The following is a 14,506-nucleotide window of genomic DNA, read 5'->3' on the forward strand; positions in this document are numbered from 1 at the left end:
AATCTCAGGTCTTCGATTTGCGTGGGAAGCAAAGGCAGCACAACCGTTTCGGTCTCGGATAACATAGATGCACTTGGTGGGTCGATCTGTTGGGAACATTGCTATTCTAGCAGGGAAACTATTATATGGAAATCGCCTAAGGGTGACTGTCCGGCACATCGCCGCAAGCGGCTAGCCAGGTTTTCGCGCTGCCCCGTGAGATTAGGCCCACCACAGTGGGCACTGGGCGACCAACCGGACTCCCCGCCCCCGTCCAGCCAGGTACACTAGCGCATTGACCGAGCGGCGCGCGCCGCCGACCCGAATCGCCTGACCGAGGAAATAACCCCATGCCCAGCGCACCCAGCCGCTCACTCGAGACCTTCGACAACCCGCAGCCCGAGCGGGATTACACCATCCGCATCCGGGTGCCCGAGTTCACCTGCCTGTGCCCCAAGACCGGACAGCCGGACTTCGCCGAACTGACCCTGGAATACATACCGGATCGGCGGTGCGTGGAACTCAAGGCGCTCAAGCTCTATGTCTGGTCCTATCGCGACGAGGGTGCCTTCCACGAGGCGGTGACCAATCGCATCCTCGACGACCTGGTGGAGGCGACCGCGCCCCGCTTCATGCGCCTGACGGCGGACTTCAACGTGCGCGGCGGGATCGATACCACGGTGGTGGCGGAGCACCGCGCACTCGGTTGGGTGGCGCCGTCGCTGGTCGAACTCCCGTAGGGTTGCTGGTCCGCGCAGCGGACCCTACGGGCTGGAGTCACGGCCCGCTTACCGGATGGGGCGCGCGGCCATAGGTCCGGCTCAGATCCCGCAGCCGGCCGATGGACGCGAGGTCCAGGTCCGCCTCCCGATAGCGCCAGACCCAGTTGCCCTCGGCGGTGCCGGGGCGGTTCATGGTCGCTTCCGCCCCGGCGCCCAGCAGGTCCTGCATGGGGAAGAGCGCGCCGGCCGCCACCGAGGACAGCGCCGCACGGATGAAGGCCCAGTGGGGTTGCTCGCCGTCGGTGCAGAGATAGCGCTGGACCCAGTCGTGGGTCCCCGCATCCTGCTCGGCCCACCAACCGCGCACCGTGTTGTTGTCGTGGGTGCCGGTATAGACCACCAGCCGCCGCTGGTGGTTGTGCGGCAGGAAGCCGCAATGCCCGAAGCCGCTCGTCTCATCGAAGGCGAACTGGAGTACGGCCATACCCGGCAGTTCGAGCCCGTCGCGCAGGGCCTCCACGTCCGGGGTGATGACCCCCAGGTCCTCCGCAATCAGCGGCAGGTCCGGCCCCAGGGCCGCCTTGAGCGCATCGAAGAGCGCCATCCCCGGCCCGGTCACCCAGTGGCCGTTGACGGCGGTCGACTCGCTCGCCGGGATCTCCCAATAGCCGGCAAAGCCGCGGAAATGGTCCACCCGCACTAGGTCGGTGACGGCGAGTTGGCGGCGCAGGCGCTGCACCCAGAATGAATAGCCGTCGGCGGCCAGGGCAGGCCAGTCGTAGAGCGGGTTGCCCCAGCGTTGACCGGTGGCGCTGAAATAGTCCGGTGGCACCCCGGCGATGACCGTCGGCTGGCCGTCCGGCTCCAGTTGGAACCACTCGCGATGGGCCCAGACCTCGGCCGAGTCGTGGGCCACGAAGATCGGCATGTCACCGACGAAATGCACCCCGCGGGCGTGGGCGTACTCACGCAGCGCCGACCACTGGCTGAAGAACAGGAATTGCACCAGGGTCTCACGTTCGATTTTCGCCTTGTGGGTGCGCTTCCAGGCGGTTAGCGTCTTACGATCGCGCAGTGCCAGGCGCTCCGGCCACTCGGTCCAGGCCCGGTCTTTCTGGGCGATCTTGATGGCGCTGAAGAGCGCATATTCCGGGAGCCAGTCGCGCTGCTCCTCCTGGAATCGGGCATAGGCGTCGCGGCTGCCCTGGTCGGCCCGGGCCGCAAACCCCTGACAGGCGCGATCGAGCAGGGTCCGCTTCCAGCAGTGGACCTCGCCGAACTCCACCCGGTCATCCGGGAAGTCCGGGTGTTCCAGGTCCGCGGGGTCGATCCAACCGGCGGCGAGCAACGCCTCCGGACTGATCAGCAAGGGGTTTCCGGCGTAGGCGCTGGTACATTGGTAGGGCGAGTCGCGGTAGCCGGTGGGCCCCAGCGGCAGGACCTGCCAGAGCCCCTGCCCGGCGTCGGCGAGCAAATCGACGAAGCGGTAGGCCGCCGGCCCCAGGTCGCCGATACCGAAGGGGCCGGGAAGGGAGGTAGGGTGCAGCAGGATGCCGCTGGTACGGTGCATGAGGACTCCGGGCTTGGATGGGAGCAAGGACGGGAAGTCTACCGAATCCCTGGGAAAAAACCGACTGTCCGATACACCCGGCTGCTATTTGTTTTCCACCGCGGTCAAAAAGGCCTGGCGGGCGCTGGCGGACCCGGCCCGCTCGGCCTCCTGCACCAACCGCCAGGCGCGATCCATGTCGCCGAGTTCCACCGAGTCCTGGATCATCCGGTTATACATGGTCTGGGTCTCGGCCAGCATGGGCGGCCGGGCGGTGGTGCCGGCCGCCGGGCGCGCCGTGCGGGAGGCGCGGGTCCCGACCCGCGGGACCACCGCCACATAGCGGCGGGCGCCGCGCCGCTGCCGGCCAAATTGGGTGCGGGAGGCGGCGGTCTCCAGGTCGCCCACGGTCATCCGGAACACCCCGGTCGCGGCGTGTTGGGCCACCGGGTCCGGGAGACCCGGATCGTCCAGTCCCTGGGCCCGGGCATAGAGCTTGGCCTCGCTCATCATGCGGGTGGAACCACTCAGCGCTTGATCCGTGGTAAAGACGATCAGGTATTTCTCGGCCGCCAGGGGGCCGCCCCGCTGGCGGTCCAGATAGACCTTACCCCGCAAACGCTGGGGCTCCATGAAGCCGGCTGGGGTGTATCTGAAGGTCTTGGAGTCGATGGCCCGGCTCACCCGGAAATCCCGATCCAGGATCAGCACCGTGGGGACGAAGACCGTGGCCCCGGCGATGGCATCGATGGTGAGGGTGGCGTGTTCCAGGTCGTCCGGGATCTCAAAGGCCTGGAGCAAACTCTTGCCGGTGGCAAAGTCGAAGGCCTGGGACTTGGCGTCGACCGGGTAGAACGTGACGGCGGTGGTGTTCAGCGGCGCAAAGTGCAGTTCTGAGAGTGACTTGCAGCAGATCGGGGCGGCGTTCAAGACCTCTTGACTCATGGCCGCGCTGGGGCTGACCGCCGTGTACATGGGCGAGCGGCCCGCCAGCGGCGGCTGGGACGCCAGGGACCCCGGCCAGACGAGCGGGCCCACACCGGCGCAACCGGCGATACACAGGCAACTGAGGGCAAGCGCGGCGACTTGAACGGTTCTGGGCATGGGGCGCTCCAGGGCGGTGAACGACACGGCCGGGCCGCGCCGACCCGGCAATGGGCCGGGAATCGGCACGAACACTAGCGCGCGACATTACCACGGATTGCCACCGCCCCGGCGGATCGGAAGCATCGCGCCGATCGGTCCGCACCGCGGCCCCGCCGGGACTTCCGCCCCTGGAAAAAACAGGTGTCACGCCAAGGCGCCAAGCTCGCCAAGCTTCTCCAGTGCGTTATCCGCATTGGGACGCCCCCCGACGGATGCTCTGGTGACTTCACCTACCCTCTTGTATTTCTTGGCGAGCTTGGCGCCTTGGCGTGAGTCGTTGCGGACGTTGGTACAAGACCGATCTCAGGCCCGGGCCAACTCCCTGACCGGCCGGGGGGCTGGCGCCGCGGACCCATAGGCGGCCGTCGCGAAGGGCCGGTGGCCGATGCGTGCGACGGTGTCGGCGAAGGGCTCCCCGCTGGCGCGATAGCTCAGATAGGTGTCGACCAGACGCGCCACGGCCGCGGGCACCGCGGCGGCCGGGATGGCCGGGCCGATGACGGCCCCGAAGCGGGTGTCGGCCCCCGCACGCCCGCCGATGCCGAGCTGGTAATACTCCGCCCCCTGCTTGTCGATCCCCCGGATACCGATGTCGGCGATCTGGTGGTGGGCGCAGCCGTTCATGCAGCCGGAGCAATTGACCACCAGCGCACCGACCTCCTCCAGCAGGCCCTGGTCGGCAAACCGCGCCTGGATGGCCTTGGTGAGCGGCACCGAGCGCGCATTGGCCAGGTCGCACTCATCGCCGCCGGGGCAGGCAACGATGTCGGTGAGCAGCCCGATGTTGGGCGTCGCCAGTCCCGCCGGGACGGCCTGGCGCCACAGCGCGTGCAGGTCGCTCTGGCGCACCTGGGCCAACACCAGGTTCTGGCGCTGGGTCACCCGGACCTCGCCGAAGCTGTAGTCGTCCGCCCAGTCGGCGACCTGCCGCAGTTGCGCTGCCGCGACATCGCCGGGGGCCCGGTCCGAGCGCTTGGTGGAGAGCGTGACGATGGCATAGCCGGGGCGCCGGTGCGGCTGCACATTGTGCCGTACCCAGGCGGCATAGGCCGGGTCGCGCTCGACGCGGTGCAGGTGGAGTGCATCGTCGCCGGCCAAGTCCGCATAGGGCGGATCGGCAAAGTGACCGGCGATCCCGGCGACCCGGGCCGCGGTGAGCGTCAACTCACTGTCCTTGAGCGGCGCCCAGGCGGCCGCGACCCGGCGGCGGAATTCATCGAGCCCGAGCGAGCGGACCAGGAACTTGAGGCGCGACTTGTGTGGGCTGTCGCGCCGGCCATCGGCATTGAAGACCTGGCAGATCGCCTCGGCGTAGCTCAACAGATGGCGCCAGGGCAGGAAGGACTCCAGCTCCAGGGCCGGCATCGGGGTGCGACCCAGGCCGCCATCCACCAGCACCCGAAAACCGGTCTCCTTGGCCGCGTTGCGCACCAGATTGAAGCCGATGTCCTGCACCTGGATCAGCGCGCGGTCGGCCCCGGCCCCCTGGACCGCGATCTTGACCTTGCGCGGCAGGCGGGTGAACGCCGGGTGGCCGGCGCTCCATTGACGCAGCAGCTCGCACCAGGGACGCGGGTCCATGGGCTCATCGGCGGCGGCCCCGGCCAGGGGATCGGAGGTGACGTTGCGAATGCAACTCCCGGAGCTCTGAATGGCGTGCAGCTGTACCCGCGCCAGGTCGGCGAGGACCAGCGGTGCCGCCTCCAGGGTCAGCCCGGCAAGCTGGAAATTGTGCCTGGTGGTGAAATGACCGTGCCCCGGCCCGTAGGTCTCCGACACCTGGGCCAGCGCGCGCAACTGGTCGCCGGAGAGCAGACCGTAGGGGACCGCAATCCGCAGCATGGCGGCCTGGCGCAGGGTATAGAGTCCGTTCTGCAGACGCAGGGGGCGGAACGCCTCGGCGCTCAGTGTGCCGGCACGGTGGCGTTCGAGCTGGTCACGCAGCTGGGCCACCCGAGCGTCCACTAACTGTTGATCGCGTGCATTGTATTGGTACATGGCGTACTTGTCCTCGGTCGGTGGCCGGGCCTGAGGAACCAGGGATGGCCGATGAGTTGACCGATATCCTAACGGCCGCCTGTAGCACGACAAAGGAATTGCTTCTGCGGTCGATATCGCCAAAACTTCTTAAGCACTCACTGGCTCACCGAGTCCAACCAAGAGGCGGCATGTACACACGCCAAGGCGCCAAGCTCGCCAAGACAGACCGCAGGATGGGCGCCTTGGCGTGAGAACCACGGGTTCCAGCCGCAACGACGCGAAGCAAAACAACGATGAACCTACAGCAGTTGCATTTGAATCTCAGCCATCATCTGGAGCAACACCCATGACAACCACTTCTCGCAAGATCTATCAGATAAAGATCGGCCTCAATGATGCCAAGCCGCCGATTTGGCGCCGCGTGCTCCTGGATAGTTCGGTCTCGCTGTCGAAATTCCATGACATCATCCAAATCGTCATGGGATGGACGGACTCCCATTTACATCAGTTCCGTGCTGGCGAGACGTATTATGGAATACCAGACCCCAACATAGATTTCATGGAAACGCTGGACGAGAGGCGTTATAAGCTCAACCACCTGCTCAAGAAAGAGAAGGAGTCCATTCGTTACGAATACGATTTCGGCGATAGTTGGGACCATAAAATAACGCTCGAGAAGGTCCTGCCATTCGACCCAGCGGCGACCTTACCGCACTGCATTAAGGGCAAAGGGGCTTGTCCGCCAGAAGACGTCGGGGGCATTTTTGGTTACTACGACTTCATTGCGGCAGTGAGCGATCCGACACACCCGGATCATGCCGATCGAACGGAGTGGGTCGGCGGCGACTTCGATCCTGACTTGTATAATATCGATGAGGTCAACGCGCTACTGCTTAAGCATTGCAAAGCGTGAAATTATCTGAAGCCGGGACTCTCAGGCGAGACGGGGTTTGAAACCCTGTCTCGAACGTTTAGGGCCTTGGCAGACAGCGCAAAAGCCAGCAGCAAGCTAGCACCGTATTTCGCCTAACTTGTGTCCCTGGTCAAAGCTCCGAAGGGGCGTGACATAGCAACCCAGGGCAACGCCCTGGGCGTGACGCATAACAGACACCAGCCCTGAAAGGGCGTGACATAGCGAGCCCCGCCGTTATGTTACGCCCTTTCAGGGCTAGGTCGCATAAACAACGTGAACCCAGGGCGTTGCCCTGGGCTAGTATGTTCGACCCCGTTGGGGTCGATATGCAACATAAGATGGAATGGGGCACTTCGTATCCGCAACAGTCCGGACGGCGCGGCCTTGATCATCGTTCCGGCCAGCGGCCATCCTCTGGAGCCCAAGGCTTCAGCCTGGGTCCTGTCCATCCAAGGCTAAAGCCTTGGACTCCGGCCCCGGGGTGGCCGGAACGACGATCAAGGCCGACGGCGCGAATGCCCCGTACGACGCGGGATACCAGCACAATAGCGGATCGTCCTGCGGGCATCTGCCCTACAGGGCTCAAACACTTCATCGAGTCGACAACGACCATACTGCGGGATATGTGCCGCGCGTCATGTAATCACAGCCGTGGTGCTTGAGGAATGACTGGAGCGGCTTGTAGGGTATGCGCTTTAGTTTCCCAAAGTTGGTATCCTCGTTATAGTCCTTACCCTCGCTTTCCTTTCTCCCATACTCTTGCTGCAACACATCTCCCCGGCTCTTCTTCATCCTACCATTTGCGGAGAGGATTGCCGGTGTTTCGTAATCGCCAAACCAGAGCCCTCCAGATTCAATAAGCCGATGGTCTCTAGCCTTGACGCACTCGATCATCGGAAACAATCCAACGTCAACGAAGGATGGAGACAGCATGTCCTGGTCGTCAGGATGGACACGCAACTGATAAGCGAGAAGGAAAAGTAAATCGCGTGTAGCATCAACGTTCTTCACCGTAACCTTTTGCGTGATGCGCGCTGAAGGCTCGCGTGGCGTCGGCGGCGTCTTCATTTTTACGTCCACCGGGTCGACGTAGAGCATCTTGAGCTCAAGGCGGGCACCCGAGGAATGTTCAAAGTCAGGATAACCCTTCCGGTCCCCTAAAATGCCAGGTGCCTTTCTTAGACCCAGATCAATTAGCTTCGGGTAGATTTTTTCCAGCGCTGGTACACAGGCGTCTACGAGCGTACCTACTATGGTGCCAACTTGGGAGGGCTCAAAACCTGCCAAGGCCTGTCTTGGGAGTCGCAGAATGTCCAACTGAATGCCGACTAGCGGAGCAAGCGCGCTCTTGGCAGTTGTGATTGTTGAGACCGGGACGCTCACAGGTAACCCCTCCACGACTCAGGCAAGACATCTCCGAGGGTGGTGCCAAGCGCTTGGCAGACGCGTAGCATCTCAAGAACGTCTAAGCGTCGCTCGCAAGTCTCCTACTTCGCCACGAAGGACTGGGGCTTACCGAGCGACTCCGAGAGCGCTTGTTGGCTGAGTTTCTTTGCTTGCCGAACCCTGCGAAGGGTCGTGACAAGCTGAACGTAATCAGGATCTCTGAGGCTCTTTTGCATCCTTACAACAGTTAATCGTCAGTGCTCACAGTGGCGAGGACCCTTTTGAGGAGGCACTGAAATTGCTGGTCGCCAGACTCGCTCACGAAGCATATGGCGGCGAAAGCAGCCGCTTCCTTGCGGGTCTACAGGACGATGAGTCCGTCCGCGAGGTTAACCGTCTTATCGGGTTTGCAGGCGAAAAATGGCGTGGGATTCGAGAACCTGGTGTAGTAACCTGTTTGAGTGGTCCAGAACTCATGGGGTGTGGCGATGTCTTGAATTCCGTGCGACTACTGTCGGACGATCTCGTCGGCTTAGACGCCATTTTTGAGTTCATCGTAAGTAAGGCAGCTACAGGCCAGAAAGGTCAATTTTTCACGCCAAGACATGTAAAGTCGAGATGATTGAGCCTCGTCCAGGAGAACGGATTTGCGACCCCCGCTTGCGGCTCCGCAGGATTCTTGCTCCATGCGCTCTTGCATCAACCACGGTGTTCAGTTTGGGGCTTCGACCAGGATGCGCGTGCAAGCCGTGTGGCACGCACAATGATGGCGGCTAGCGGCCAGCCGGCTACCTGTGTGATGAGGATAGATAGTCTAAGCCGTCCGAACCAACAACTTTTTGCGGACGCTGCTCCAGTTATCGAGGAGTTAATAAGGTATGATCCAAGACGCGCAGTTGATATTGTTTCGCGACGACGCATCAGCGATCTAGTCGATATTGTTACTGAGAACGTGACGGCCAAGTCTTTTGCTAGGGTGGACACCACCCCCGATTCTCGAAAGAATTGCTTGCCTCAATCTGGATCCCGGACCAGATAGTAGATAATGCGGCCGAGATCGCGGAACGACTGCGAGGGTTCGCAGCGGGCATTCGGCACTCACTTCGTGGTTGCCGAGCTCTTGTGGATTCAATACAGGGTCAACTTGTTGATATTTAGGTGATTTCCTGAGCAGGCTTTACCGATTCCCCGTTCGTCCTGAGCTTGTCGAAGGATGAACGGAAAATCGCGCTCCAAGGCTGACATGAAATTCGTTCATAGTTCGAAATAGGGAACGTACCACAACATCCTTGGGGACTGGGGTCAGGTATTGCCATTTTTGCGAAAATCTGAGGCCCTGACTAATACGGCTAGGCGACCTGGACCTGACATATCAGGTGGTCGAGTCGGCGCAGCACATCCGATTTACGGGTGCTGCGCTCGGCGCCCTTGAGCAATTCGGCGTAGGTGACGAAGGACATGCACAGCCGATCCTCCACGGGGAGTGCGTTGACCCGTTCGGCGATTCCCGGCGGGCGATTCTTGATCAAATAGATCAGCGCGTTGGCATCCAGCATGTATCTCACAGGGCCTCCCGGTCCTGCATCGGCGGCGCTGCGGCGCGATCGTCTTCCAGCGCCGCGACGAAGTCATCGGCGAAGCCCTCAATCGCCCGCAGCAGGGCGTCGCCGCGCTGCTCGATCAGCGGATGGATGACGAGATCGCCACTCGCTGTACGGAAGATTTCCACCCGGTCGGCATCGAGCCGGAGTTCCGCGGGAATGCGCACCGCTTGACTGTTACCGCTCATGAAGACACGCGTGATCAGGGTGTTCATGGGCGCCTCCGCATGTAAGCACGTCGATGTACCTACTTTAAGATCACCTAAAGGTCCGCGCGCAACCGCTTGATATCTCAATCCGAAGCCGCTGGCCGTGGCACGGCCCTGTGCCGGCCCCAGAACCGGCAGGTCGAGGTCGAGCTCGCCCCCGCGCCGCACCCGCGAGCTCAAGCGTCGCCCCTCGCGCTGTGGGACGCCACCCCGGCCGCGGTCCAGCGCCGCATAGTCCTGAACGGCGCCTGGAATATCGTCGGTTCACCGGGCGTTGAACTGGCGGGGCAAAAGCCGCAGCATGGAGGCTCTTGAAATGGCCCGGCCGGCGGCCATCGATCGACACCCATGCCCACGTGAGGACCCATGAGCAGCAACCAGATGAGCAGCAACCAGACCGCCGCAGACCCCAAGTCACTGATGCGTTCGATCATTCAGCGTATCGCCACGGGGCCGCAGATGTCCAAGGACATCACGCTGGAGGAGGCGCGCGCCGGTATGGCCGCCATCCTGGCCCAGCAGGTCGACCCGATCCAGGCCGGGGTCTTCCTGATTGCGCTGCGCATGAAGCGTGAGGCCGACGACGAGTTGCGCGGCATCCTGGACGCGGTCCGCGACACCACCGCGCCGGTGGTCGCCGCGGTCGATGAGTTGGTGGACATCGTCGACCCCTACGACGGCTACAACCGCTGCCTGCCCGCCGCCCCCTTCCTGCCGGCCTTGTTGGCGGAGTGTGGGGTGCCGGCCATGACCCAGGGCGCGGCCGCGGTGGGACCCAAGTTCGGCATCACCCATCGCGCCGTGCTGGCGGCCGCCGGGGTCGCGGTCGATCTGAGTCCCGCGGACGCCGCCGCCCGGCTGGCGGACCCGGCGCTGGGCTGGACCTATCTGGACCAGCGTGCCTTCTGTCCGGCCCTGCACGGACTGCTCGACCTGCGCGCCGGGGTGGTCAAGCGCCAGGCACTCACCACCGTGGAGGGGCTGACCAAACCCATCGTGGGGCGCACCAAGACCCATCTGGTCACCGGCTTCGTCCACACCAAATACCCCCGCATCTATGCCCTGCTCGCCCGCCATGCCGGCTTCGATTCGGGCCTGCTGGTGCGCGGCGTGGAGGGTGGCGTGATCCCGTCGCTGCGTCAGAGCGGCGTCTGTTTCAATTTCCAGGACGGCGGTACGGAGCAACCCTTCGAGATCGACCCGGCGGTCCTGGACATCGACGTGGGCGTGCGCGCTGTCCCCCTGCCGGATGACCTGCCCCAGACCATCCGTCCGGGCGATGACGAGGCCATGACCCTCGACACCGCGGCGGCCGCCCAGGCGGCCGCCCAGGCCGGGATGGCGGCCCTGGGGGGTGAGCGCGGGCCGACCTACGACAGCCTGGTCTTCACCGCCGCCCTGATCCTGTGGCACCTGGGCCGGGAGCCCTCGCTGGCGGCCGCGGGCGGGCGCGTGCGCGCGGCCCTCTCCTCCGGCCGCGCCGCCCAGCGAGTGCGCTGAGACGCCCCGTGGACCCGCGGCACGGCCCGTCGGACCGGGATCGGCCCATCCTGCTGATCGTCGACGACCAACCGGAGAACCTGGCCGTCTTGGCCGCGATTCTCGGCGACGACTACCAGGTGCGGGCGGCGCGCTCCGGCGCCCAGGCGCTGCGGATCGCCGGCTCGCTGCCGCGCCCGGATCTCGTCCTGCTCGACATCATGATGCCGGGGATGGACGGCTTCGCCGTCCTGGCGCACCTGCGCCAAGACCCAGTCACCCAGGACATCCCGGTGGTCTTCGTCACGGCACTGGACGACACCCGCACCGAGGTGCAGGGGTTCAAGGCCGGGGCGGTAGACTTTATCGGCAAGCCGTTCGTCCCGACGGTGGTGCAGGCGCGGGTACGCACCCACCTGGAGTTGAAGCTGGCGCGCGACCGGTTGAGCGACCAGAACGCCTGGCTGGAGCAGGAGGTCAATCGACGCATGGAGGAGAACGCCATGATCCAGGAGGTGAGCATCCGCGCCCTGGCCCACCTGGCGGAGATCCGCGACCTGGAGACCGGTAACCACATCCTGCGCACCCAGGGCTATGTGCGTGAATTGGCGGAGTCGCTGCGCGACCACCCACGCTTCAGCGCGGCACTGACCAGCCATTTCATCGAGGTCCTGGTCCTCTCCGCACCGCTGCACGACATCGGCAAGGTGGGCATCCCTGACCAGATTCTGCTCAAACCCGGCCCACTCACCCCGGCCGAGTGGGAGGTGATGAAGACCCACGCCGCGCTGGGCGCGGATGCCATCGCCTGGGCCGAACGCAGCCTCCCGCGCCCGCTGGAATTTCTCGCCCTGGCCCGGGAGATCGCCCGCTGGCACCATGAGCGCTGGGACGGCGCGGGCTATCCCGATGGTCTGGCCGGTGAGCGGATCCCGCTGGCCGCCCGTCTCATGGCGCTGGCGGACGTCTTCGACGCCCTTGTTTCAGAACGTGTTTACAAGAAACCCATGCCATTTGCAGCGGCCCGCGAGATCATCGGCGCCGGGCGTGGCACCCACTTCGACCCCGACGTGGTCGATGCCTTCCTCGGCGCCTTCGACACCTTTACCGCCATCGCGCGACGCTATCAGGACTCCCACGGCCAGGCGGTCTTCGCGCCCCCGCCCCCCATTGCCTCGCCGGGAGCGCCGACACCCTGACCGCCGTCAGACAATGGGCCCCGCGACTTGCAGCCGGGACCCCGCGGCCCGACATTGCACCCGTATGCAGCGGGGCGCCTCGCCGCCCTGCCGCGAATCATCCATCAGAAACCCTCGTCCACTGAGGGTTGGAGAACACCCATGACCGAACGCGTGGAGGTCGGCGGCCTGAAGGTCGCCAAGCCACTCTATGACCTGGTGAAGGACGAGATTGCACCGGGCACCGGCTGCGACCCGGACGGACTCTGGCAGTCCTTCGCTGCCATCCTGGCCGAGCTGGCGCCGCGCAACCGGGTACTGCTCGAGCGCCGCGACAGCATCCAGGTGCAGATCGACGACTGGTATCTGGCGCACCGGGACCAGCCCATCGACCAGGGCGCCTACCGCGCCTTCCTCGCCGACATCGGCTATCTGGTCCCGGAGGGGCCGGACTTCGTCGTGACCACCGCCAACCTGGACCCCGAAATCACCCACATCGCCGGCCCCCAACTGGTGGTCCCGGTGAGCAACCCGCGGTATGCGCTGAACGCGGCCAATGCCCGCTGGGGCAGCCTCTACGACGCGCTCTACGGCACCGATGTGATCCCGGATGAGGGCAGTCGGGCGCGCGGCCAGGCGTACAACCCGGCGCGCGGGGCCGAGGTCATCACCCGCGCCGCCGCCTTCCTGGACGAGGCCGCACCCCTGGCGCACGGCAGCCACCGGGACGCCCGCGGCTACCGGGTGGAGCGCGGCGCGCTGGCGATCGACCTGGCGGACCAGGGCCAGACCCAACTCAAGGACCCGACCCGCTTCGCCGGCTACTGCGGCGAGCCCGGCACGCCGACCTCGGTGCTACTGGTCAATCACGGCCTGCACCTGGAGATCAAGATCGACCGCAGCCACCCGGTCGGTACGGCAAGCCCGGCGGGGGTGGCCGACGTGCTGGTGGAATCGGCCATCACCACCATCCAGGACTGCGAGGACTCGGTGGCCGCGGTGGACGCCGCGGACAAGGTGGTCGTCTACCGCAACTGGCTCGGTCTGATGAAGGGCACACTCACCGCCCGCTTCGACAAGGGCGGGCGGATGCTCGACCGCACACTGGCGCCGGATCGCACCTATACCGCCCCCAACGGCGGCACCCTCACCCTGTCCGGGCGCTCGCTCATGCTGGTGCGCAATGTCGGTCACCTGATGACCAATGACGCGGTGCTGCTGCCGGATGGCAGCGAGGTCCCGGAGGGCATGCTCGACTGCCTGATCACCGCACTGTGCGCGCTACACGACCTGAAGGGCACCGGGGCGCTGCGCAACTCACCCGCCGGGAGTGTCTATATCGTCAAGCCCAAGATGCATGGACCCGCGGAGGTGCAGTTCACGGTCGACCTCTTCGCCCGGGTGGAGGGCGCCCTGGGGCTCGCCCGCAACACGCTCAAGATCGGCATCATGGACGAGGAGCGGCGCACCACCGTCAACCTCAAGGAGTGTATTCGGGTCGCGAGCGAGCGGGTCATCTTCATCAACACCGGCTTCCTGGACCGCACCGGGGACGAGATCCACACCGCCATGGAGGCCGGGGCGGTGATGCGCAAGGGCGCCATGAAGACCGCCCCCTGGCTGCTGGCCTACGAGGACTGGAACGTCGACACGGGACTGGCCTGCGGCCTGCCCGGTCATGGACAGATCGGCAAGGGCATGTGGACCATGCCGGACGAGATGCGGGCCATGGTCGAGACCAAGGCCGCCCACCCCCGCGCCGGGGCCAACTGCGCCTGGGTACCCTCCCCCACCGCGGCCACCCTGCACGCACTGCACTATCACCAGGTCGACGTGGCGGCCCGCCAGCGCGAGATCGCCGCCGCCGGACGGCGCGCCACCCTGGACACCATCCTGCAGGTCCCAGTGGACCCCAACTGCGCCTGGACGGCGGATGAAATCCAGCAGGAACTCGATCTCAACTGCCAGGCGATCCTGGGCTATGTGGTGCGCTGGGTGGACCAGGGGGTCGGCTGCTCCAAGGTGCCCGATCTCAACAATGTCGGACTGATGGAGGACCGGGCGACGCTGCGGATCGCCAGCCAATTCCTCGCCAATTGGCTGCACCACGGCGTCGTCGCTCGCGAACAAGTGATGGCGACCCTGCGCCGCATGGCCGCGGTGGTCGACGGTCAGAACGCCGGGGACCCGCTCTATCGGCCGCTGGCCCCGGCCTGCGACGGCATTGCCTTTGCGGCCGCCAGCGACCTGATCTTCAAGGGCCGCGAGGCCCCTAACGGCTACACCGAACCGACCCTGCACGCCATGCGCAAGCGGCTCAAGGCCGGCGGGTGACCGGTCTCCAGTGCCCATTGCAGTCGCGCC

Annotated in this window: 11 protein-coding genes; 5 read left to right on the forward strand and 6 right to left on the reverse strand. The window is 65.0% G+C overall.

Translation table 11 applies throughout. The features are described from left to right. Positions 1 to 329 precede the first annotated feature (329 nt). Complete coding sequence (gene queF / locus QZX93_RS16740) at positions 330 to 719, forward strand: preQ(1) synthase (protein WP_295387769.1); 390 nt, start codon at positions 330 to 332, stop codon at positions 717 to 719. A gap of 37 nt (positions 720 to 756) precedes the next feature. On the opposite strand, the gene malQ is transcribed toward queF, so the two are convergent. The 3 genes from malQ to QZX93_RS16755 form a co-directional block, all read right to left on the reverse strand. Next, positions 757 to 2,298 (reverse strand): 4-alpha-glucanotransferase, encoded by a 1,542-nt coding sequence (gene malQ, locus QZX93_RS16745; RefSeq protein WP_295387773.1) that lies wholly within the window; start codon positions 2,296 to 2,298, stop codon positions 757 to 759. 57 nt (positions 2,299 to 2,355) lie between these two features. Beyond that, positions 2,356 to 3,354: a MalM family protein gene (locus tag QZX93_RS16750; protein WP_295387776.1), complete on the reverse strand. Its 999-nt coding sequence runs from the start codon at positions 3,352 to 3,354 to the stop codon at positions 2,356 to 2,358. Between the two features lie 345 nt (positions 3,355 to 3,699). Then, positions 3,700 to 5,394: a nitrite/sulfite reductase gene (locus QZX93_RS16755; protein WP_295387779.1), complete on the reverse strand. Its 1,695-nt coding sequence runs from the start codon at positions 5,392 to 5,394 to the stop codon at positions 3,700 to 3,702. 328 nt (positions 5,395 to 5,722) lie between these two features. Between QZX93_RS16755 and QZX93_RS16760 the strand changes: the two genes are divergently transcribed. Continuing rightward, the gene (locus QZX93_RS16760) at positions 5,723 to 6,289 is read left to right on the forward strand and encodes a plasmid pRiA4b ORF-3 family protein (protein WP_295387782.1); all 567 of its coding nucleotides are present in this window, start codon (positions 5,723 to 5,725) and stop codon (positions 6,287 to 6,289) included. 591 nt (positions 6,290 to 6,880) lie between these two features. Here the strand turns inward: QZX93_RS16760 and QZX93_RS16765 are convergent. The 3 genes from QZX93_RS16765 to QZX93_RS16775 all read right to left on the reverse strand — a co-directional run bounded on the left by QZX93_RS16765 (position 6,881) and on the right by QZX93_RS16775 (position 9,491). Further along, positions 6,881 to 7,672 carry a hypothetical protein gene (locus QZX93_RS16765; RefSeq protein ID WP_295387785.1) on the reverse strand — a complete coding sequence of 264 codons (792 nt, stop codon included), beginning with the start codon at positions 7,670 to 7,672 and terminating at the stop codon, positions 6,881 to 6,883. Positions 7,673 to 9,024: 1,352 nt separating this feature from the next. Then, positions 9,025 to 9,231 (reverse strand): PIN domain-containing protein, encoded by a 207-nt coding sequence (locus tag QZX93_RS16770; RefSeq protein ID WP_295387873.1) that lies wholly within the window; start codon positions 9,229 to 9,231, stop codon positions 9,025 to 9,027. 5 nt (positions 9,232 to 9,236) lie between these two features. Next, positions 9,237 to 9,491 (reverse strand): AbrB/MazE/SpoVT family DNA-binding domain-containing protein, encoded by a 255-nt coding sequence (locus QZX93_RS16775; RefSeq protein WP_295387788.1) that lies wholly within the window; start codon positions 9,489 to 9,491, stop codon positions 9,237 to 9,239. A 360-nt stretch (positions 9,492 to 9,851) separates the two neighbouring features. Here QZX93_RS16775 and QZX93_RS16780 point away from each other — a divergent pair, with 360 nt between their 5' ends. From QZX93_RS16780 to QZX93_RS16790, 3 genes are all read left to right on the forward strand, one after another. Next, the gene (locus tag QZX93_RS16780; protein ID WP_295387791.1) at positions 9,852 to 10,985 is read left to right on the forward strand and encodes an anthranilate phosphoribosyltransferase; all 1,134 of its coding nucleotides are present in this window, start codon (positions 9,852 to 9,854) and stop codon (positions 10,983 to 10,985) included. 8 nt (positions 10,986 to 10,993) lie between these two features. Further along, positions 10,994 to 12,163, forward strand: coding sequence for a two-component system response regulator (locus QZX93_RS16785; RefSeq protein WP_295387796.1), 1,170 nt, complete (start codon positions 10,994 to 10,996; stop codon positions 12,161 to 12,163). A gap of 141 nt (positions 12,164 to 12,304) precedes the next feature. Beyond that, entirely contained in the window at positions 12,305 to 14,476 is a 2,172-nt protein-coding gene (locus tag QZX93_RS16790) for a malate synthase G (RefSeq protein ID WP_295387803.1), read from the forward strand. The last annotated feature ends 30 nt before the right edge of the window (positions 14,477 to 14,506 follow it).

Source organism: uncultured Thiodictyon sp. (genome assembly GCF_903946935.1).
Taxonomy (GTDB): domain Bacteria; phylum Pseudomonadota; class Gammaproteobacteria; order Chromatiales; family Chromatiaceae; genus Thiodictyon.